General features: G+C 61.8%; 17 protein-coding genes. 10 read left to right on the top strand and 7 right to left on the bottom strand.

Translation table 11 applies throughout. The features are described 5' to 3' along the window. Window position 1: 1 nt before the first annotated feature. Together GFD25_RS02600 and GFD25_RS02595 are read right to left on the bottom strand one after the other, a co-directional pair. The gene (locus GFD25_RS02600) at window positions 2-907 is read right to left on the bottom strand and encodes a carbohydrate ABC transporter permease (RefSeq protein ID WP_163229689.1); all 906 of its coding nucleotides are present in this window, start codon (window positions 905-907) and stop codon (window positions 2-4) included. A gap of 12 nt (window positions 908-919) precedes the next feature. Then, window positions 920-1,867, bottom strand: coding sequence for an ABC transporter permease (locus tag GFD25_RS02595; protein WP_163229688.1), 948 nt, complete (start codon window positions 1,865-1,867; stop codon window positions 920-922). A 299-nt stretch (window positions 1,868-2,166) separates the two neighbouring features. Here GFD25_RS02595 and GFD25_RS02590 point away from each other — a divergent pair, with 299 nt between their 5' ends. The 3 genes from GFD25_RS02590 (at window position 2,167) to GFD25_RS02580 (ending at window position 5,758) form a co-directional block, all read left to right on the top strand. Beyond that, window positions 2,167-3,798, top strand: a complete 1,632-nt coding sequence (locus tag GFD25_RS02590) for a carboxylesterase/lipase family protein (RefSeq protein WP_163229686.1) — start codon at window positions 2,167-2,169, stop codon at window positions 3,796-3,798. 90 nt (window positions 3,799-3,888) lie between these two features. Further along, a complete protein-coding gene (locus GFD25_RS02585; protein WP_163229684.1) occupies window positions 3,889-4,821 on the top strand; it encodes a serine hydrolase domain-containing protein in 933 nt (310 codons plus the stop codon). Between the two features lie 121 nt (window positions 4,822-4,942). Beyond that, window positions 4,943-5,758 (top strand): HAD family hydrolase, encoded by an 816-nt coding sequence (locus tag GFD25_RS02580; protein WP_163229681.1) that lies wholly within the window; start codon window positions 4,943-4,945, stop codon window positions 5,756-5,758. A 178-nt stretch (window positions 5,759-5,936) separates the two neighbouring features. On the opposite strand, the gene GFD25_RS02575 is transcribed toward GFD25_RS02580, so the two are convergent. Further along, complete coding sequence (locus tag GFD25_RS02575; protein ID WP_204314748.1) at window positions 5,937-6,182, bottom strand: hypothetical protein; 246 nt, start codon at window positions 6,180-6,182, stop codon at window positions 5,937-5,939. Here GFD25_RS02575 and GFD25_RS02570 point away from each other — a divergent pair. From GFD25_RS02570 to GFD25_RS02550, 5 genes are all read left to right on the top strand, one after another. Next, a complete protein-coding gene (locus GFD25_RS02570) occupies window positions 6,109-7,242 on the top strand; it encodes an IS1249 family transposase (RefSeq protein ID WP_163229679.1) in 1,134 nt (377 codons plus the stop codon). The genes GFD25_RS02575 and GFD25_RS02570 overlap by 74 nt on opposite strands. 764 nt (window positions 7,243-8,006) lie before the next feature. Continuing rightward, entirely contained in the window at window positions 8,007-8,765 is a 759-nt protein-coding gene (locus GFD25_RS02565) for a DUF4391 domain-containing protein (RefSeq protein ID WP_420837539.1), read from the top strand. A 319-nt stretch (window positions 8,766-9,084) separates the two neighbouring features. Then, a complete protein-coding gene (locus GFD25_RS02560) occupies window positions 9,085-10,035 on the top strand; it encodes an ROK family glucokinase (RefSeq protein ID WP_163229675.1) in 951 nt (316 codons plus the stop codon). Window positions 10,036-10,282: 247 nt separating this feature from the next. Beyond that, window positions 10,283-11,926, top strand: a complete 1,644-nt coding sequence (locus tag GFD25_RS02555) for a peptide ABC transporter substrate-binding protein (protein WP_163229672.1) — start codon at window positions 10,283-10,285, stop codon at window positions 11,924-11,926. A gap of 142 nt (window positions 11,927-12,068) precedes the next feature. After that, window positions 12,069-13,187 (top strand): alpha/beta hydrolase, encoded by a 1,119-nt coding sequence (locus tag GFD25_RS02550; RefSeq protein WP_239512361.1) that lies wholly within the window; start codon window positions 12,069-12,071, stop codon window positions 13,185-13,187. A 105-nt stretch (window positions 13,188-13,292) separates the two neighbouring features. Here the strand turns inward: GFD25_RS02550 and GFD25_RS02545 are convergent, their stop codons facing one another. Beyond that, window positions 13,293-14,816: an RNA-binding domain-containing protein gene (locus tag GFD25_RS02545; RefSeq protein WP_163229670.1), complete on the bottom strand. Its 1,524-nt coding sequence runs from the start codon at window positions 14,814-14,816 to the stop codon at window positions 13,293-13,295. Between the two features lie 194 nt (window positions 14,817-15,010). Beyond that, a complete protein-coding gene (locus GFD25_RS02540; RefSeq protein WP_163229668.1) occupies window positions 15,011-15,454 on the bottom strand; it encodes a hypothetical protein in 444 nt (147 codons plus the stop codon). Between the two features lie 305 nt (window positions 15,455-15,759). On the opposite strand from GFD25_RS02540, the gene ettA reads away from it, so the two are divergent. After that, window positions 15,760-17,436, top strand: a complete 1,677-nt coding sequence (gene ettA, locus GFD25_RS02535) for an energy-dependent translational throttle protein EttA (protein WP_163229666.1) — start codon at window positions 15,760-15,762, stop codon at window positions 17,434-17,436. Window positions 17,437-17,756: 320 nt separating this feature from the next. Further along, complete coding sequence (locus tag GFD25_RS02530) at window positions 17,757-18,659, top strand: acyl-CoA thioesterase (RefSeq protein WP_163229664.1); 903 nt, start codon at window positions 17,757-17,759, stop codon at window positions 18,657-18,659. A gap of 6 nt (window positions 18,660-18,665) precedes the next feature. On the opposite strand, the gene GFD25_RS02525 is transcribed toward GFD25_RS02530, so the two are convergent. Continuing rightward, entirely contained in the window at window positions 18,666-19,214 is a 549-nt protein-coding gene (locus GFD25_RS02525; RefSeq protein ID WP_163229662.1) for a DUF3180 domain-containing protein, read from the bottom strand. Continuing rightward, window positions 19,211-20,794: a 2-amino-4-hydroxy-6-hydroxymethyldihydropteridine diphosphokinase gene (gene folK, locus GFD25_RS02520; RefSeq protein ID WP_163229775.1), complete on the bottom strand. Its 1,584-nt coding sequence runs from the start codon at window positions 20,792-20,794 to the stop codon at window positions 19,211-19,213. Before folK ends, GFD25_RS02525 begins: the two co-directional genes overlap by 4 nt. Window positions 20,795-20,813 lie beyond the last annotated feature (19 nt).

The raw sequence follows: 20,813 nt of genomic DNA, 5'->3' as shown, positions 1-20,813 counted from the left end.
CTCAGCCCTTGACCGCGCCGAGCATCGTGCCGCCGACGAAGTAGCGCTGCACCAGCGGGTAGAGCACGAGGATCGGCACGATCGTGATGATGATGGTCGACAGGCGCACGCCTCGCGTGGTGGTGTCGAGCACGGCGGAAGCCATGTTGCCGTTCTCGGACGCGGCCTGCGACTGCATGATGATGTTGTACAGGCGCATCTGCAGCGGGTACAGCTGCTCGTTGTTGACGTACAGTTTCGTGGTCATGAAGTCGTTCCACTGGGCGACGCCGTGGAACAGGCCGATCGTGGCCAGTCCGGGCATCGACAGCGGCAGGATGATCGAGGAGAAGACGCGCCATTCGCTCGCGCCGTCGATCTTCGCGGATTCGATCAGCGATTCGGGGATCTGGCGGAAGAAGTTCATCAGGATGATCACGTCGTAGTAGCTGAACAGCGCGGGGATGATATACACCCAGAACGTGTCGAGCAGGCCGAGCGACTTGATGAGCAGGAACGTGGGGATCATGCCGCCGCCGAAGAACATCGTGATGATGCCCATCGCCGAATACAGCTTGCGGCCCTTGAGGTACGCCTTGCTCATCGGGTAGGCGAACAGCGCGCAGAACAACGTGTGCGCGACCACACCGACCGCGGTCTTCGCCACGGAGATGAACAGCGCGTTCCACATGCCGTTGTCGGTGAACACGGCCTTGTAGTTGTCGAGCGTGAACTTGTCGGGTACCAGCGCGAGCCCGCCGGTCGAACCAGACGCGGAGAACGAGGCGACGACGATGTTCCACACGGGCACCGCGATCAACAGCGTGAAGATGACCAGCAGCGTGCAGTTGACCGCGTCGAACGCGCGGGAGGAATGATGGATGCGGCGCTTGGGGTCGAGCGCTCCGGATGACTTGTCTTGTGCCATGATGCTGCTTCCTTACAGTACCGACTGGTTGTCGTTGATCTTCTTGGTGACCGCGTTGGTGACGACCAGCAGGATCGCGGAGATGATCGAGATGCCGAGACCGACCGCGGTGGCGTAGGAGAAGTCGCCCTGCGTCATGCCCATGCGGTAGACGTACGAGTTGATGACTTCTGCCTTGGACTGGTTCTGCGAGTTCATGAGCACCAGGGTCTGGTCGAGGTTCGAATTGAGGATGCCGGAGACCGACAGGATCAGGTTGAGCGTGATCATGTTGCTGATGCCGGGCAGGGTGATGTGCCAGATGCGCTTGATCTTCGACGCGCCGTCGAGTTCGGCCGCCTCGTACAGGCTCCGGTCGATGCCGGCCATGGTGGCCAGGTAGAGGATCGTGCCCCAGCCGGCCTCCTTCCACACATCGGACAGCGACGCGATGCCCCAGTACTTGTCGGCGTCGAGCAGATAGTTCGCGCCAGCATCGATGCCGAAGACGTGCAGCGTCGAGTTCAGCAGGCCGTTGGAAGACAGCCAGCTGATCAGCATGCCGCCGAGGATGATCCAAGAGAAGAAGTGCGGCAGATAGGTGATGGTCTGCACGATCTTCTTGAACGGCTTCCACGGCACCTCATAGATCATCACGGCGAGGATGATCGGCAGAATGAATCCGAGAACGAGCTTGATCACGCTGATGCCCAGCGTGTTGACGACGGAATCCCAGAAATAGGAGTCGCCGAGGATGATCCTGAAATTGTCGAGTCCGACCCATGGGGCGTCGCCGATCGTGTCCACCACGGTGTAGTTCTTGAATGCCAGCACCAATCCGTAGATCGGAATGTAGTTGAAGATGATCATGAAGATGATGCCAGGCAGCACCATGATCTGTAACTGCCACTGGTAGAAGAAGCCCTGCCACCAGCGCGCGAACCGCACGCCCAACGACGCATGTTGCTCCGCAACAGCCATGCCTGTTCCTTTCCTTGTCTCGCGAATCAGCGACGACATTGCCATCCATGGCTTTCTCTCCGTTGAGGGAATCCGCCGCTCTTCGATACTCGAAAGTATATTACTCAGAGTAAGTAAAAGTCAAATTCAGGATTCACGAGGTACTGCCGCCATTTCTCATTGAAATTTCAGTATTTTCAGACACATATACACTCTCGTGACAAAATACAGTAAACTTACTATCAGTAACTTAACTATCAGTCACACCGCCCACGCACATACGGCAACGGGTAGAACAATCACAGACCAAAGAAGGAATCATGCACCCAGTCACCACACGGCAACCACGTCACAAACCGGCAACCGCTTTGGATCCGACCGTCGTATCCACGCAATACGGCCTGCTGGAAGGTATCCATACTGCCAACGACAAGACGAAGGACATCATCGAATACCGAGGCATCCCTTATGCCAAGCCACCGACAGGCGCGTTACGCTGGCAACCACCACAGGACCCCGAACCTTGGAACGGCGTATGTAAAGCCGATCACTACCGGTTCATGCCCATGCAGGACCTTGGACCAGACATCGAACCGTGGGGCTCCGACTTCTACTACGGAACCGTTCCGCAGATGAGCGAGGACTGCCTCTATCTCAATATCACCACCACGCAATCCGCGTTGGTCGGCACGGACAAGCGGCCGGTTTACGTATGGTTCCACGGAGGAAACCTCGACAGAGCGTATGCCTATGAGCAGGAAACGAACGCAGCCGCCTTCGCGGCCAACGGGATAGTTGCCGTCAGCGTCGAGCAGCGACTCGGAGCATTCGGATATCTTGCCTTGAAGCAGCTGACGGATGAGCAAGGGCACAGCGGCAACTATGGTCTTATGGACCAGATCAAGGCCATGCAATGGATAGCAGACAACATCGCGGCCTTTGGCGGAGACCCGTCCAACATCACCATAGGAGGACAATCGGGCGGCACTTCCAAATGCGTAGCGATGGCGGTCTCCCCCAAACTGCCCGTGCCAATACGAGGCATGATCCTCGAAAGCGGTCTGAAATGGACTGACACGTACCTATTGCAGAGCGCAGCGGAACAACGCGGGGCCGCATACCTTCGAGACCTCGGCCTTGCCCCGGATATTCCATTGAATCGGCTGCGATCCATGGATGCCGAACGGCTCATGGACACCGGTAGCGCTCATTGGCCGGGATACATGACGCAGGACGGCACCTATCTCATCCACGAGTCAGCAGCCAGCGCGATACGCGCCGGGGCATTCGACGCCATCAACATCCTCACAGGCACCAACTACGGCGAGGGAGACGACCATGGAATCGTCACCGCAGGGGATTTCCACGCCTATTACCGGCGTCTGCTTGGAGACCTGTATGATCAATACGCCTTCGAGGACCTCGTCACCGTCACCGACCGGACCGCAGCCTACACCGCGCGCGAACTGGAGACGTACGGCCTCGGCACCAACGGCGGCAGGAATCTGATGGTTGCCCGCGTCTTCGGCAGGATGATGAACAGACGCACCGACGGCGAACAGGCCACATACGCCTACCTGTTTTCGCACATCACACCGCAAAACATCGACGACATCGGGACCGGCCGGTCCCGAGCGGCCAACTGGGCATGGCATTCCAGCGAATTGTGGTATGCCTTCGACTCGCTGGACACCGGCGTGCCGCCGGCACGCCAATGGACCGGCTACGACCGAATCCTGGCCCGGCAGGTCAACTCTTACTGGTCCAACTTCATCAGGACCGGCGACCCCAATGGTCAATCCGATGGAAGCCCATTGCCTGCATGGCCGAAAGCCGACGACACGCTGGGCTACATTAATCTGGGCGACGGCATACAAGGTCACATCAAGGGATCATCGCTACTGGAACAGCTCCTCTACGAATATGCCACCAGGGCATTCGGACTGGATTGAATCAACGGCGAAAGCCAACGATTCGTCGGCACTATCATCATCACTCCAGCCGCTATCACACATCAGCACATCAACGAAAGGAAACCAATCATGGACGAAACGGCACGTATCGCTAATCTCATCGCGACCCGCACACAGGAACGAAACCTGAACGTGTACTACATACAGACACGACGAGCCGGAAAAATCACCGCCGACCTGCGCCGCCTGCCACGCAAGACCCGACTAAACATGTACTCCGTCAGCAAAAGCGTCACATCCATCGGCGTAGGACTGGCCGTTCAGGAAGGATTGACCGAACTCGACGAACACATATGCGACGCCCTTCCCGAGTATGTCCCAGACAACCCCAGCACCAATCTTCAAGCAGTCACCGTGCGGGATCTGCTCACCATGAGCTCCGGGCTCCGCGATCCGCTGTTCTTCTCGGAGGATGAGGACCGATACCGGGTTCATGACTGGATCTCATACTTCTTCCATGCCGATTTCGCGCACCAGCCGGGCACAAGGTTCCTATACAGCAACTTCAACACCTATATCGCCAGCTGCATCGTGGAGCGACGGGCTGGGCAGAATCTGCTGAACTACCTGCGCAACCGCCTGTTCGAGCCTTTGGACATCGGCAATCCGGACTGGACCCTCTGCCCGCAGGGTCACGTCTACGCCGCCAACGGCCTATACCTCACCATCGACGAACTCGGCAACTTCGGACAAATGCTCTGCCAGAACGGCGTCTTCAACGGTCTGCATCTTGTCGACGAGCAATACGTACGCGAAGCAACGACCAAACATATCGGTACCGATCCCGACCATAAGGAAAAGGCGCGCCATTCATACGGATATGGATACCAGTTCTGGATGGCGCCATGGCCGGGAGTCTTCCTCTGCGACGGCAGGTACGGGCAGTACTGCCTCGTCATCCCAGACCGGGAAACCGTGGTCAGCATCATGTCGATGGAACCGAACTACGGCGAGATACGCGACATCATGCTGGAGAGTACGGCCGAAGCGCTCAACCTGTAGGCGCAGGCGCTCACTGCCAGCACAGGACATTCTTGCATAAATTCATTCGGATGAATTAGGCTGAATGTGATGTTGATTCACGACAAACAGTACAGTCAATGTTTCACGGGAGAACACGCACATGGGCACATCCAAACTGGTATTCATCGACATTGACGGCACGCTGCTGGACAGCAGCCACCGCATTCCCGATTCCGCACGAGAGGAGTGCCGCCGAGCGCAACTGGCCGGTCACCGACTGTTCATCTGTTCGGGCCGTGCAGCGCTGGACATCGATCCGCCGGTGCTCGCACTTGGGTTCGACGGCATCGTATCCGACGGTGGCGCATGTGCCGAACTCAACGGTGAGACCATCATCGACGAGCGCATGCCCGCTGAATCCGTCCGCGCGGCGACCTCGTTCTTCATCGCGCACTCTATGCCGTATGCCTGGCACTGCACCGACGGCATGCACGCCACCGAACGCTTCCTGCACCGGCTCGGTATTTGGCGCAAACTGCTGCGACATCCGCAGATGCGCGGCTCTTGGCACACCATCACCGACCATTCTGCCCCGCTGCCTCCAGTCCGCAAAGGAACGTTCTACGTCCCCGAGAACGGCAGTCTCACCGTGGAGGACGTGTGTCGCGAGCTCGCTGGCTACGCGACCATTATCCACGGGTCAATCAACGCTTCCAGCGACGACAACGGCGAGATCCTCATCCCCGGAGTGGACAAGGGCACGGCGCTCATGAAAGTCTCTCAACGGCTTGGAGTTCCACTGTCCGACACGATCGCCATCGGCGACAGCGACAACGATCTTGAGATGATACAGACTGCCGGCATCGGCGTGGCGATGGGCAATGGCACCGAAGCCGTCAAATCAGTCGCCGACATGATTGCGCCAAACGTCGACAACAATGGTCTCGCGGCGGCACTGCATCGGCTGCTCCGCTAACATGCCAACCCGCCTCAGGAGAGAATGCTCCAGGCGGGGCTGTTCGACATACTCTCCGCGATCAGCGCGTGAACGCGGCCCCGGGTCATGCGCTGCGCGCATGACGGTGTCGTCTGGCCGCTCGCATGCTCGCGGCAGTGGGCCGCGTGGCATCTGACGAAGGTTTGCGGGTTAAGGGTCAAAACGTGGGTTTTAAATCCGGGGTGAGGTGTTCTCTCGTCTTGCGTGTTGGGGTGTGATTAACGGTTTGGGTGTTAATCCGGCTGGGTGCTTGACTTTTCGGGTTGGCTTGTTCCATGAGCAGGAACAAGTCCTCAAAGGCGAGAAAGTGCCCGGTGTGCAATGAACCGATGTGCAGGAACGGGTTCACGAAGGCCGGTGCGCAGCGTTGGAAGTGCGATGCCTGCCGACTGAGCTCGACCATGAAGCGGCAGGATCCGACCCGCATGGCGGAGTTCCGCGCATTCGTCGCGTGGCTGACCGGCAAGCAGTCCATGGGCGAGGCGGCGGCAGGGCTGGGATTGAAGCGCAAGGCGTTCGCCCGTCGAACCGCATGGTGCTGGCGCGTGGAACCGGCTTTGCCGTCTGTCCCGCGCGCTCATCGGTATGTGATGACGGACGGCACGTATGTCCCGTATGGCTGGTGCCTGCTGGTCCTGACCGGCGACGACGGCCGGCCGATCGCATGGCAGTGGTGCTCCGCGGAGACGAGGCCGGCATACCTGCAATTGTTTCGGGGCACGAAGAGGCCGAGCTCGCTGGTGTGTGACGGCGGCCAAGGCTGCCTCACGGCCGCCGAAACCCGCTGGAAAGAGGTACCCGTGCAGCGCTGCCTGGTGCACGTATTGCGCAACACCCGCGTCGACCTGACGAACAAACCCAGAAGTGCGGCGGGAAGGACGCTGCTCAAACTCGCGCGCGGACTCACCGAAATCAGTACTGCGGACGGGGCGGCCGCCTGGCTCGCGGACCTCAATGCATGGCACGGGGAACACGGGGATTACCTCAAGGAAAGAACCACGGCCAAACAGGATCCCGCGCACGCGAAGGGGCGCAAGTGGTGGTGGACGCACGAACGCCTGCGCCGCGCCTACTTCCGGCTCGTCAGATTGAACCGCGCCGGGATGCTGTTCGCGTTCTGCGATCCCGCCGTCGTCAAGGGCGACGCGACATTGCCGTCGACGACGAACCAGCTGGAGGGCGGGGTCAACGCGGTCGTCAAACGGACCCTCGACCACCACCGGGGACTATCCGAGGCGCATATGAGACGCTGCTGCGAATGGGCGGTGTACATGCTCACCGCGGATCCCGACCCCGTGTCGTTCGTCACGCCCGACCATTGGAAATCCATCCGGAAGGAACCAGCGGAGGACGACGCACCGACGCCTGGAACCCTGACTGGCGTGCAACTGCCGGCCGCCGGCATCGACGCCTACGAGGGCGGGCTCGGCATCAGGAAAGGCTGGGCCGGACGCTCACACTAGCTCACCGACACGCCAGTGACACGACAAATAAGACACACTTTTCTTTACTTAACCCCTACATGGATGCCGAACGTCCGACGCAAAGGCAGGAACGTTGTAACACATACTCTGTTATATGTGTTATGAGTGTTATTCCGAGTTTGCAATCGTTGGAAGAGCAACGATTGTCGTAGTCATCGGAGCTCGCTGAGCATAACAGCGTTATTTTGAGCGGGGTTTCCTTGTCGTCACCGGCGTGGCCATCAACGCGAGAGAAGGGTCTCACCATATCCCGCCATCCGAAGATGCTCCCTTCCCCGTTGATTGATATGGACCCGGCTATGGATGGCCGCATCGCCGTGAATACCAGTCGGATAGCGGGAGACTCCGGTTCCATGAAAATCACACCCGGGTGTAATTGGGGTGTAATGACCTCTCAACAAACGCGGTTCCGGCCAACATCCCCAACATTCGAGAAACAAAGAAACCGCTATTTTCCAAGCTTTTCGACAGACGACAGCGTCGTCGCAACCACAGCCGAAGCCATCGAGAAAAGCGGGTGTCGTCGGTTCGAATCTGATCCGGGGCACGTTCAGGGCCCGAAATCTCGTGATTTCAGGCCTTTGCTTATATGTGCCGGCGTCCGGCCCGTTCCGCATCACAACCATCGGAGGTTACGGCATGCCCGCCTGCGCTAGTGTGGTGACCGGCTGATGTTGTCGCATACGGTCACGCTCCCCGCACGAAGGATGGTGCGGACGGCGGGCCGGGAAGGAAGGTCGATGATGACTGATGCATCGCACATGCCGCAGCGTTTCGCGCATTGCGGTTCGATATCCGCGCTCACGTTGGGATTGCCTGCGGCAACGGCGATTCCCGAAGAGAAGTCCCGCCTGCCCAAGGCGATGTTCGTCGGACACGCGCAGCTGTCTGCGAAATTGCGGCAGCGTCTGACGAACGACGTCGCGGGCATCACGATGCTGGCGTTGATGAGGCCGGCGAACATGCGTCTTGCCGCCGGCGTGCGCGTGCCGGAGATACTGGTGATCGGCCTTCGGCTGTCACCGAAGGCCACGACCGTGCCGACCGAAGTGATCGAGCTGATCGCCGCGCAACGCAGGTCGGGCATCGTGTTCGCCGTGGTACGCGACGTGCCGCACGAAGGTTCCGTGCGGGAGGAATGCACGCTGGCGGTGCGTCGCGCGCTGCCGGGGCGCGCAGGTCATGTGCCGGTGCATGAGGTGTTCGCCGACGAGTGGCGTCCCGCCGGCGAGGTGACGTTGGATACGGACGGCATCGACGTTGCGTCGGCGTCCATCGATGATCTGTGGGCGTCGTTGTGCGCGCAGGTCATCCTCGGTTCCGCGGACGGCGCGGATCTTGACGCGCGAATCGTGCGCCGCGCGCAGATCGGCCAGCTGGAGGCGACGGTCGACAAGCTCGCCCGCGATCATCAGCGGGCCAAGGACGCCGACCAGCGCAATGAGATCTTCGCGAAGCTGCACAAGGCCCGGCAGCAGCTCGAGGCGCTGCGCGCGCAATAGCACTGCCTTCGGCGGCACGCTCTTTCCCGTGGCGGTCTGTTTCCGTCGGATACCCGTCCGGCGCAAGCAGACCGCCACGTCCGTCATGGACGGCATTGCGTCCATCCGACAGACCTGACGGATATCACTTCCCCGTCAATGACATCGTTTGCTTTACAAGCGGAAAATCGACACGTTTGATGTGAACGCTATCACCGTACAAGACATGAACAATCGGGGACGAATTTGTGACAGACTGTGCGCGACCGTGTCGCACGGTCGCCGCCAAACGCTATGATTCCAATGTCTGAACAGGCATAGGAACGATCAAAGGAGAGCCATGTCCACCCTCGCCGTCGATATCGGAGGAACGAAGATCGCAGCCGCCGTGTGCGATGCAAACGATTCCATCATTCAGCGCTGGCGCGTTCCCACACCGATGAATGCGGACGCCATCAACGAGAACATCGCCAAGATCTACCACGAGGCCGTCGCCTCCGGCCACACCGACATTCAGGCCATCGGCGTCTCCGCCGCCGGCAACGTCGGCGCGGACCGCAAGACCATGACCTTCGCCGCGAACATCCCCTCCTGGCTCAACTACGACCTGTCCGAGCACATCGGCGCGCTCATCGGCCACGCCGTGCCGGTCGTCATCGAAAACGACGCGAACTGCGCCGGCTGGGGCGAATACGTGCACGGTGCCGGCAAGGGCAGCCGCAACATGGTGGCGTTGACCGTGGGCACCGGCCTCGGCGGCGCGATCGTGATCAACGGCGAACTGTACCGCGGCTCCTTCGGCATGGCCGCCGAGCTCGGCCACCTGCCGATGGTTCCGGACGGCGACACCTGCGGCTGCGGCTTGCGCGGCTGCGCCGAACGCTACACCTCCGGCAGCGCGCTCGAGCATTTCGCCAAGTCGGCCGTGCGCCGCCGCCCGCAGGACGCCAAGCGTCTGATGGAGCTGTGCGGAGGCGACATCACCAAGCTCGAAGGTCCGATGGTTTCGCAGGCCGCTCAGGAAGGCGACGTGCTCGGCCTGTACGCGTTCAACAAGATCGGCGAATGGCTCGGCCGCACGATGGCCGCGACCGCCGCGGTGCTCGACCCGGACATCTTCGTGATCGGCGGCGGCGTGGTGGCCGTCGGCGACATCCTCCTCGAGCCGGCCCGCTACAACTACGCCCGCTTCCTCGAAGGCAGCGCCTACCGTGGCCACGCGAAGATCGTCGCGGCCACCGCCGGCCAGGACGCCGGTCTGATCGGCGCCGCGAATCTCGCGCTGCGCTGAGACGCCAAGCGCCGTCGCATCATGAAGGGCTGTTCCGCTCCCCTCTCCGGAAGGGAGCGGAACAGCCCTTCGTTTATCGATTCCATCGATTCCACATATTGGACACGTCGTTCGTATCCGCATTTTCGGATGCCACAATGATCCGCAATCAGCAAAGGGGTTGGCCCGCAGATCAGTCATGCGGGACAGCCCCTTTCGCATGTTTCGGCCTCATCCGACAGCCGGAAACCAAGGACAGGAGATCCACATGAAGAAGAAGGCACTGGCCCTCGCCGCCGCGGCGTGCTCGCTGGCCATGCTGCTGGGCGGCTGCGGCTCGTCCGGCTCCAACACCGCATCGAAGGAAGGCGGCAAGGACATCGTCACCGTCTACGCCTCCGAACCGCAGAACCCGCTCATCCCGGGCAACACCAACGAGACCGGCGGCGGCAAGCCCGGCTCCCTGATCTTCGCGCTGCTCGTGTCCTTCGACGCGAAGGGCAACGCGCAGAACGAGGTCGCCGAGTCCATCACCCCGAACGACGACGCGACCCAGTACACCATCAAACTGAAGTCCGGCTGGAAGTTCACCGACGGCACCCCGGTCACCGCCGAATCCTTCACCAAGGCCTGGAGCTACACGGCCAACGCGAAGAACGCCCAGAAGGACACCTCGTTCCTGTCCACCATCAAGGGCTATGACGATCTGCAGGACGCCTCCAAGCTCGACGGCACCGAGCAGCTGTCCGGCCTGAAGGTGATCGACGACACCACCTTCACCGTCGACATGAGCCAGCCCGACGCCGTGTTCCCGGTCAAGATCGGCTGCCTCGCGTTCGCGCCGCTGCCGGAATCCTTCTACAAGGATCCGAAGGCCTTCGGCGAGCACCCGGTCGGCAACGGCCCGTACAAGTTCGTCTCCTGGGATCACAACAAGGAGATCAAGCTCGTCAAGAACCCCGACTACAAGGGCAACCAGGTCGCGAAGAACGACGGCATCACCTTCAAGATCTACACCGACGACGACGCGGCCTACGCCGACATCCAGTCCGGCAACCTCAACGTGATGGAGTCCGTCCCGGCCTCCGCCACCAAGACCTTCGAGAAGAACAAAAAGGTCATCGCGTACAACCAGGCCGGCTCGGTCTCCCAGACCTTCACCATCCCGTCCAGCCTCGAGCACTTCGACGTGACCACCGAGGAAGGCCAGCTGCGCCGCCAGGCCATCTCCAAGGCCATCAACCGCGAGCAGCTGACGGACAAGGTCCTCAACGGCACCGGCACCCCGGCCGTCGACTTCACATCCCCGCTCACCCCGGGCTACTCCGACTCCCTCAAGGGCGCCGACAACCTGAAGTACGACGCCGCGGCCGCCAAGGAACTGTGGGCCAAGGCCGACAAGATCTCCAAGTACGACGGCCAGCTCACCTTCTCCTACAACGCCGACGGCGGTTCCAAGCCGATCTACGACGCGATCGTCAACCAGCTGAAGAACAACCTGGGCATCGACGTGGCCACCAACCCGGTCCCGACCTTCCAGGAGTTCCGCAACGAAGTCACGGACCGTCAGATCAAGGGCGCGTTCCGTACCGGCTGGCAGCCGGACTACCCGTCCGCCGAGACCTACCTGTTCCAGCTGTACGATTCGGCCGCCGCTGACGGCAAGGGTTCGAACGACGGCGACTACAAGAACAAGGAGTTCGACGCCCTGATGACCAAGGCGTACGCCGCGAAGACCACCGACGAGGCGAACAAGATCTACCAGCAGGGCCAGGAGATCCTGCTCAACGACCTGCCGTCCATCCCGCTGTACTACTCCAACGCGGTCGGCGTGGCCTCCACCAACGTCAAGGGCTTCGAAATGAACTGGCAGAACCTGCCGGTCTACAACGAGCTGACGCTGAGCAAGTGACGGCTCGCCGAACCCCTCGGCCACAGTGACATCGAAAGGGACGAACTTCGGTTCGTCCCTTTTTTCATGCCTGAGACCGAGCAACGCGACGTCCGACTATCATGGAACCGATCGATCACCGCATCGAGAAAGGCGGACGGATATGGCAGTCATCACCAATCAACCGGACGGCGAGGCCGACACCACACAGACCAGCACCGTGAACGGCCCGCGATTTGATGCGCGGCTTGCCGAACGGCTCTCCCGATGGACCGAAATCGACGGCGATCTCGCCTCGATGCCCGCCGATCGCGCGCGGATGTTCCGCATGAACCGCTACCAGACCGCACTGTTCGATCTGCCACGGTCCGAATACTGGCATGATCCGGACGGCGTGGACGCGATCTGCGACATCGCCTATCTGCCGGACGGCGGCACCGACCGTACGGCCGGACAGTGCCGCGGACATCTGCTCGACATCTATCTGCCGCACGAGGCCACGGTGCGCGGCGGCCACACCACGCCGGTGTACGTCGATATCCACGGCGGCGGTTTCACGTACGGGTACAAGGAACTCAACCGCAATTTCAACACGCATCTGGCCGCGCGCGGATTCGCTGTGGTCTCGCTGAACTATCGGCCCGCGCCGCAGACCGATCTCAAGGGCCAGCTGGCCGACGTGCAGGCCGCATTGCGCTGGCTCAGGACGCATCTGGACGAGTATCCGGTCAACCCGGATGCGGTGTTCGTCACCGGCGATTCGGCCGGCGGCGCGCTGGCGCTGCTCACGCTGGCCATCGAGAACGATGAGGATGCGGCCTGCGCGTTCGGCATCGCGCAACCGTCCGGATTGCGGTTCTCGGGCGGTACGCTGGTGTGCGGCGTGTATTCGCTGGCGTCCGCAGCCACGGCCTCACGTGACGGCATGTCCGGCATCGGTTACGACCCGTCCAAGCGGCTCATGCTCGAGCAGCTGCTCGGCGGGGAGTTCTTCGCAGGGCTTGACGCCGCCGATCCGACGTATCTGACGGCAGAGGGCATTGTGAGCGCCGTCGACCTGCCACCGCTGTTCATCCTCACGTCCAGCGACGATTTTCTCGAGGCCGACTCGCTGGCATTGGCGACCGCATTGTCGCGCAAGGGCTCCGATTTCGAACTGTCCGACCGCAAGACGGGTCGTCATGAGACGCTCGGCCACGTCTATCCCGTCGGCATGACGTGGCTGGACGAAAGCCAGCAGGCGCTCGACGCGATCGCCCGCTTCTCCTTCGCCCGCTGCTGACGCGGCCTTACGGCCTGCGTCGAACGAAGGGATTCCAAGGCCATATGCAACGATTGTCGTGAATCGTATATCGATTCACGACAACGGACGGCCGGTGGTGCCTGATCAACGATCCTGCCTCACCGCAACATATCGGCGACCTCGCGTTTGCCCCTCTACCGTCAGTTGCCCGTTATCCACCATGACCTGCAGACGCTTGCGTACGGTTCGCGCGTCCAGGCCGGTGTCCTTGACGATTTGCGGCACGGTCACCATACCGATCGCATCCAGATGCCGACGAAGGGATAGATATATAGCATATTCGGAATCGACCCCTTCATAGGGAACGGCGGAAACCCGTTGACCGTCGTTCTTCCCGCCCTTAGTCGGTCCGGCATTCTCGAGAGCGCTCATGTTCCGAGGATCAATGGCCGCATCATGATCGTCCTTATCCTCCATCCGCCCCTCGGCCGGACCCGGAGTGCGCGATACGGGGACGGTCGCGGCGAACACATCGCCATCCTCGAATTCCGGTTCCTCGCCCGTATACAGCTCCGAAGCCTTCATCAGGCTCCGCAACCCGCTTCCCAACTTCTCCGCAATGCCGGTTTGGACGAACACGTCGGCGATGATCGGGTTTTTGGGCATCGGGGTGAACTCGCCAAGACGCATACGCCCTTCGAAGAAGGACCGCGACGCGTTGATCGTGCGGATCGACGCGGAATCCATGATGATCCGCGCCACTATGGGACTGGAGTATTCCCTATGCATCAGGCTGTTGGCAACCAGTTCACGAGCTATGACATCGCGTGGACTGGTACGCTTGTCCCCGTCCAGCGCGAAACGGTCCGGCAATCCCTTACGCACGAAGGCTGTCAGCTGATCATAGGCGTCGAACAGGTTCGTGCGTACCATCAACCGGTCGTCATAACGGTCGACGTCGTCGCGACGAACGATCGCATCGGTGACGTAGGCCGGACAGACCGAGGAGATCACGTCATCCTTGCCCAGCAGCAGCACCGCAGCCAGATTGAATCCCTCCTCGCCTGTCGTATAGTCACGATCGTACAGTTTGGCGCTGCGGAACAGTTCTTCGTCCGACATGCTTCCCCAAGGGTGTCCGGCGCGTTGGGCAACCGCCATGTTACGCATCCTCGAAATGAGATCGGCACGCAGATCGAACGGGGTGAGGTACCGGAAAATACGTCGCTCGGAGTAGTAGTTCTGTTTGCGGATATACATCTGGCTAATCTGAATGTCACCATCAATTCGAACATCGGTATCGGCGACGCGGTCATACACCACTCCCTTGTACCGAATCACCGATGATCCGGACGCCACCCATACCCGAATCACCGTGTGCCCATTGCAGATAATACGTTCCGTTTCCACAGTCGGCGCCGGAGAAAACAATCGCCGATTGCTGGTCACGTTCGCTATGTTACGTTCGATTTCCACAGCCCGTTTGTCGTCAACTCCGACGATGGAACCGTCGTCGTTGACGCCGAGATAGATATCGCCTCCCATGCGATTGGCGAAAGAGCACACCGTTTCGAATGTATCCGCATGAGGCAGATCACTGCAGCGTTTGAATTCGACCATCGACGACTCTCCGCCACATAGCACCTTCATCAGTTCATCCTGCGTCATGCCTATTCCCGTCTTACACATTCAATTTATGACATTAATACATCACACAATGCCTCAATTATGTATATAATACCAATCGATGGGCATCACGACAACCCAGACAATACACACTCGTTAAATCATGCATGAATAATGCACTAATCTCTCAATCCATTCTACTTGGCGCATGTATGCGCGGCACGCATCCCGCGTTTTCACACCAAGGGATTGCAGGCTTTCAGCTCGCAGGTCACGCCGGTTTCCTGGCGCGCCCATTCGGCGGCCTGCAATGCGGCGATGTTCCACAACGCGTGCGGGATGCCTCCGAAATCCGGTTGCGCGGCCCAGAAGGTCAGGTCGTCGGGGAAGGCGGTGATGGCCGTCCCCTCGGCCGGGGCACCGCCATCCGACGGCATGACGGTACGGTACAGGCGGCGGGCCAGCGTGGCGACGAATTCGTTGGCGGCGGCGAACGTTTCGGTCAGATGATCCTCGGCGGTCACCGGCGGGCCGACGATCTCCCATGATTCGACGTCGGCGGCGTCCCAGTGCGCGGATTCGCCGTCCACCTTGCGTTCCAGCGCAACGAACAGCTTGGCGAACTCGCCGGAGGTCAGCCCGGTGACCCGCCTGCGAGTGGACAATTCGATCGGTGACATGCGACGCTCCTCCCTTGCGTTTCCCCGGCGTGATCCGGGTCACGGCCGCCGACGCGGGCAGCCCCGGACGCACCGCACCGTCCGCGGCGGCCGAATCATATCCCACAGTAGCGGCATGTCAGGCCGATGCACGGCGCACCCGCGAACCCCGTCATTCCAGCCCTTCCGATACCATGGTGGGCGGTGGTTTGGCATGGATTCGACCGCCATGCGGACGGATACGACAACGGCGCCGCACGGGGCGGACGACATGCATGAACCGGAGAAACGGCGGAATTCCAACCTTTGTTAAGGAGAAACTGCAAGTGGCAGAATTCATTTACCAGATGATCAAGGCACGCAAGGCCTTCGGCGAGCGCGTGATCCTCGACGACGTGACGCTGAGCTTCCTGCCCGGCGCGAAGATCGGCGTGGTCGGTCCGAACGGCATGGGCAAGTCCACGCTGCTCAAGATCATGGCCGGAATCGAAACCGTGTCGAACGGCGAGGCGTACCTGACTCCGGGCTTCACGGTCGGCATCCTGCAGCAGGAGCCGCCGCTGGACGACACGAAGACCGTGGGCGAGAACATCAAGATGGCGTTCGGCCCGATCGCGGAAAAGGTGGCCCGCTTCAACCAGATCGGCGAGGAGATGGCGAACCCGGACGCCGACTTCGACGCGCTGATGGACGAGATGGGCAAGCTACAGACCGAGATCGACGCGGCGAACGGCTGGGATCTCGACTCGCAGCTCGAGCAGGCGATGGACGCGCTGCAGTGCCCCGACCCGGACACCCCGGTGAAGGTGTGCTCCGGCGGCGAGCGTCGCCGCGTGGCGCTGTGCAAGCTGCTGCTTGAGGCCCCGGACCTGCTGCTGCTCGACGAGCCCACCAACCACCTGGACGCCGAGTCGATCCTGTGGCTGGAGAAGTTCCTGCACCAGTACAAGGGCGCGGTCATCGCCGTCACCCACGACCGTTACTTCATGGACAACGTGGCCGAATGGATCTGCGAGGTCGACCGCGGCCACCTGTACCCGTACAAGGGCAACTACTCCACGTATCTGGAGACGAAGGCCAAGCGTATGGAGATCCAGGGTGCGAAGGACGCGAAGCTCGCCAAGCGCCTCAAGGACGAACTCGACTGGGTGCGTTCCTCTCCGAAGGCCCGTCAGGCCAAGAACAAGGCCCGTCTGGAGCGTTACGACCAGATGGAGCAGGAGGCGCGCAACAACAAGAAGCTCGACTTCTCCGAGATCCAGATTCCGGCCGGCCCGCGTCTGGGTTCGGTGGTGCTTGAGGCGAACCACATCCACAAGGCGTTCGGCGATCGCGTGCTCATCGACGACCTGAGCTTCACGCTGCCGCGCAACGGCATCGTCGGCGTGATCGGCCCGAACGGCGTCGGCAAGTCCACGCTGTTCAAGACGATCGTCGGCCTTGAGCCGCTGACTTCCGGCGAGCTGAAGATCGGCGAGACGGTGAAGATCAGCTACGTCGATCAGAACCGCGAGGGCCTCGACCCGAACAAGAACCTGTGGGAGGCGGTTTCCGGCGGCCTCGACTTCATCGACGTGGCGGGCACCGAGGTGCCGACCCGCGCCTATGTGGCCAGCTTCGGCTTCAAGGGTTCCGACCAGCAGAAGCTCACGGGCGTGCTCTCCGGCGGCGAGCGCAACCGTCTGAACCTCGCGCTGACCCTGAAGCAGGGCGGCAACCTGCTGCTGCTCGACGAGCCCACCAACGATCTTGACGTCGAGACGCTGGAATCGCTCGAGAACGCGCTGCTCGGATTCCCGGGCTGCGCCGTGGTCATCTCCCACGACCGTTGGTTCCTCGACCGCGTCGCCACACACATCCTCGCGTGGGAAGGCGACGACGAGAACCCGGCCAAGTGGTACTGGTTCGAGGGCAACTTCCAGGCGTATCAGGAGAACCGCGTCGCCCGCCTCGGCGAGGACGCCGCCCGCCCGCACCGCCTGCATCGCAAACTGACGCGCTGAGCCGTGAAGAAAACAGTCCGGTGGACTGTTTTTAGGCTCAGCCGAGCCACGACAGTGGCGAGGTAACAATGAGTCTCGCCGCAGGCGAGTCCTTAATCGCAGATTGACGCGCCGAGCCGTCAAGAAAACAGTGGCGGGTCCGTATCATCGGGCCCGCCACTGTCATATCCGCCCCGTCCTCGTTCACCCCACGCTCACATCACCCTTACGCGTTGCTTACGCTCGTTACAAAACGCCGTTCCGTTCTTTACCTGCGCCCGATAGACTGCTCAACAGCATTCACGAATATCATCTGACAGTCATGACGGGAGTTGGCAGGAATGACGCAGGCAACAGCATCCCCTTTGGATCATCTGGTGAACGTCCTACGGCTTGGGGAGCCGTCGGAATACCGGGGGCACATGTACATCAACGGCGAGAGCCTGCATTTCCCGACCGGCCGCGTGTACGGCGGTCAGGTGATCGCGCAGTCGCTGATCGCCGCATCGAAGACCGTCGACCCGGGTCGTCTGCCGAATTCGATCCACGGGTATTTCATTTCGGCGGGCGACATCCGTCAGGATCTGCTGTTCGACGTGGAGAAGCTGCGTGACGGACGCTCGTTCTCGGCCCGCCGCGTGAACGTCACGCAGTCGCAGGGTCCGATCCTGACGGCGATCGCCAGTTTCCAGCAGACCGGACAGCAGGGCGTCGAGTTCGCCGATCCGATGCCCGACGACGTGCCGGATCCCGAGACGTTGACCAGCGCGAAGGAGCTGATGACGCCGTACGCCGAACGTTCGCCGTTCGCGAAGTTCTACGCGGAGAAGTCGCCGTTCGACATCCGTCATGTCACGCCGACGATCATGCTCGGCCCTGACAAGGAGAGCGCGAAGCAGGATTCCGGCACGCAGATGGTGTGGATGAAGGCGGACGGCCATGCGGACGTGCCGCAGATCATGCATCGTGCGATGCTCGCGTTGGGTTGCGATCAGCTGATGATGGAGCCGGTGCTGCGCCGTGCCGGTCTGAGCATCGCCACGCCGGGCATCTCGTACGCGTCGATCGACCATTCGATGTGGTGGTATCGCGACGTGGACATCAACCAGTGGCATCTGTACGTGCAGGATACGCCGACCGCCGCGCACGGCCGCGGTCTGGGCTATGCGAAGGTGTATTCGCGGGACGGCGAACTGGTCGCCGTCATCGCGCAGGAGGCCATGATCCGCGTGCCGCAGGCCTGAAGCCGGTCAGGATCGCACGTTCCGGGTTTTCGCGGCCGTCGGCGCAATGGTGCGCTGGCGGCTCGCCTCTTTCATCGTCGCGCTTTCCGGTCCGTCCATCGGCGGCAGCTGGCATAGCCACTCCCCCACGATGCCGATGACCATGTCGATCACGCATGCCGCGCATGCGATCGCGCATTCGAGGATCGCCTGCGCGTAGTATTGCGCTTCGGCGTGCTCAAGGCACATGAGGATCTGTCCGCCGTACCATCCGGTCAACGCCGCGCCGACCAGCGCGAGCGCCTTGGCCAGCACCAAGGTCGACACGGCGGCCTGCGGGTCCAGGGGTTTCATGCCGACGCGTTTGCGCGGGTCGGTGGTCGCGTATTTGTGCACGCGCAGCGCCATGACGAGCACGGTGGCGCCGATGAGCAGCAGCAGCGCGGATATGAACCATGGCACGCCGAGCAGCGACAAGCCGCTCATCTCATCGTATTTGGCGAGCAGCGCACCGCCGAGCAGTCCCCCGCCGACCGCGATCGGGTAATACCACCATGGTGTGCGTCGCGCGCTCATAGCGTTCCTCCGATGATCCAATGGTCCGACAGCAGTCCCACACGGTCGGCGTCCGGAGCCATGGCAAGCAGGAACGACACGGGATCGCCGCCGAGACGGGCGTTCGGATCCATGTCCAGCCACGGCGCGAGGACCGCCGCATGCCTGCGTGCGGTCGGCCACGGCACGCGGCAGTCCGGTTCGTCCTCGGTCACTCCGGCCATGTCGACGAGATCGAGGTCGAGCGCACGGGAACCGTCGGCGTGTTCGCCGGCCGACGCCGACGTTTCGATGCCGCCGAGCACGCCGATGAGTTCGCGTGCGCCGAGGTTCGTGGTGAGCTGGACGACGGCGGCCATGCCGTCCGGCCCTTCGAAGTTGCTGACGTGATACAGCGGCGAGATGCCGTCGATCTGGGTTCCGGCGATGCCGTCGATGGCGACGATCGCGGAGCGGAACAGCCGCTCGGCGTCGGTGGAGGCGCTGTCCATCGACACGATCGCGGTACGGAACACCGGCCGTTCACCCACGGTCGTCTCCTCGCCGGAACCGTGTGGTCCGGATAGGCTGTTCGCACCGTCGTCATGTCGTCCGGACACGCAAGCCGGGGCGGAGATGTCTTGCGTATCCACGTCGGTATCGTCGGTGTCCTCGGCGGTGGCGGCGTGAGCGGTACCGAACGCCGTACCGCAGGCACCAGCTCCGGTCATCCAGTCGTCGTCTGACGGACGCACGTCATCTCGGTCGGATGCGGCGGCGAGCAGGTCGCCGACCGCTCCCCCGTGTCTGCCGACGAGCGTGGCTGCGGGATCGAGCGCGTGCCACGGGGCGAGCACGAAGGCACGCTGCCATGCACGCGGATGCGGCAGGGTCAGGTTCGGATCGTCGCTGACCGTCGCGTCGTAGTCTATGATGTCGAGGTCGAGCGTGCGCGACGACCAGTGCGCCTCGCGCGTACGGCCATGCGCGGCCTCGATGGACTGCAGGCCGGCCAGCAATTCGGCCGCCGGCAGCGTGGTCGCCACCTCGATCACGGCGTTGAGGAAATCCGGGGTGCCGTCGGCCATGCCCCATGCGGCGGTGCGGTACAGCGGGGAGACTCCGGTGACCTGCGTGCCGTCGAGGCCGTCGATGTCGGCGACCGCGGCACGCATGGTGGCGGCGACGTCGCCGATGTTGCCGCCCATGGCGATGACCGCATGATGGACGCCGAACGTATCCGGTTCGTTGCCGTCCGCATCGTCCCGACTGCGGCTGATGGAGACGGACACGTCGGCGAACGGCACGGTGATCGGCGCGTTCGGCTTGTGCACGGTGACGTCGACGGCGGCTACCGACCGGTGTTCGGTCAGTATCGCGTCGGCGATGCGCGCGGCGAGTCGTTCGATGAGGTCGACGTGCGGACCACGGATGATGTCGACGATGCGTTCGGCGACCAGCCCGTAGTTGACGGTGTCGTTCAGGTCGTCGCTGTGCCCGGCACGGGTCAGGTCGACATGCAGCGTGATGTCGACGACGAACGGCTGAGGCCGTTCGTGTTCGAAGTCAAGCACACCGTGGGTGCCGTCGGCTCGTACGCCGGTCAGACGGATCGTGTCCATCATCGCTCCTTGTGTTCTG

This window comes from Bifidobacterium aerophilum (genome assembly GCF_010667685.1).
Classification (GTDB): Bacteria; Actinomycetota; Actinomycetes; order Actinomycetales; family Bifidobacteriaceae; genus Bifidobacterium; species Bifidobacterium aerophilum.
The sequence above is the reverse complement of the archived record's forward strand: the minus strand, read 5'-3'. Positions and strand labels throughout refer to the sequence as shown.

Excerpts from the sequence above, each read along its gene's own strand:
- GFD25_RS02600 (WP_163229689.1), bottom strand. The coding sequence starts at position 907 with ATGGCACAAGACAAGTCATCCGGAGCGCTCGACCCCAAGCGCCGCATC.
- GFD25_RS02575 (WP_204314748.1), bottom strand. The coding sequence starts at position 6,182 with ATGGTCGAGCTCAGTCGGCAGGCATCGCACTTCCAACGCTGCGCACCG.
- GFD25_RS02540 (WP_163229668.1), bottom strand. The coding sequence starts at position 15,454 with ATGTCACCGATCGAATTGTCCACTCGCAGGCGGGTCACCGGGCTGACC.
- GFD25_RS02550 (WP_239512361.1), top strand. The coding sequence starts at position 12,069 with ATGGCAGTCATCACCAATCAACCGGACGGCGAGGCCGACACCACACAG.
- folK (WP_163229775.1), bottom strand. The coding sequence starts at position 20,794 with ATGGACACGATCCGTCTGACCGGCGTACGAGCCGACGGCACCCACGGT.
- GFD25_RS02570 (WP_163229679.1), top strand. The coding sequence starts at position 6,109 with ATGTGCAGGAACGGGTTCACGAAGGCCGGTGCGCAGCGTTGGAAGTGC.
- GFD25_RS02590 (WP_163229686.1), top strand. The coding sequence starts at position 2,167 with ATGCACCCAGTCACCACACGGCAACCACGTCACAAACCGGCAACCGCT.
- GFD25_RS02565 (WP_420837539.1), top strand. The coding sequence starts at position 8,007 with ATGACTGATGCATCGCACATGCCGCAGCGTTTCGCGCATTGCGGTTCG.
- GFD25_RS02595 (WP_163229688.1), bottom strand. The coding sequence starts at position 1,867 with ATGGCTGTTGCGGAGCAACATGCGTCGTTGGGCGTGCGGTTCGCGCGC.
- GFD25_RS02545 (WP_163229670.1), bottom strand. The coding sequence starts at position 14,816 with ATGACGCAGGATGAACTGATGAAGGTGCTATGTGGCGGAGAGTCGTCG.
- GFD25_RS02560 (WP_163229675.1), top strand. The coding sequence starts at position 9,085 with ATGTCCACCCTCGCCGTCGATATCGGAGGAACGAAGATCGCAGCCGCC.
- GFD25_RS02555 (WP_163229672.1), top strand. The coding sequence starts at position 10,283 with ATGAAGAAGAAGGCACTGGCCCTCGCCGCCGCGGCGTGCTCGCTGGCC.
- GFD25_RS02580 (WP_163229681.1), top strand. The coding sequence starts at position 4,943 with ATGGGCACATCCAAACTGGTATTCATCGACATTGACGGCACGCTGCTG.
- GFD25_RS02585 (WP_163229684.1), top strand. The coding sequence starts at position 3,889 with ATGGACGAAACGGCACGTATCGCTAATCTCATCGCGACCCGCACACAG.
- GFD25_RS02530 (WP_163229664.1), top strand. The coding sequence starts at position 17,757 with ATGACGCAGGCAACAGCATCCCCTTTGGATCATCTGGTGAACGTCCTA.
- GFD25_RS02525 (WP_163229662.1), bottom strand. The coding sequence starts at position 19,214 with ATGAGCGCGCGACGCACACCATGGTGGTATTACCCGATCGCGGTCGGC.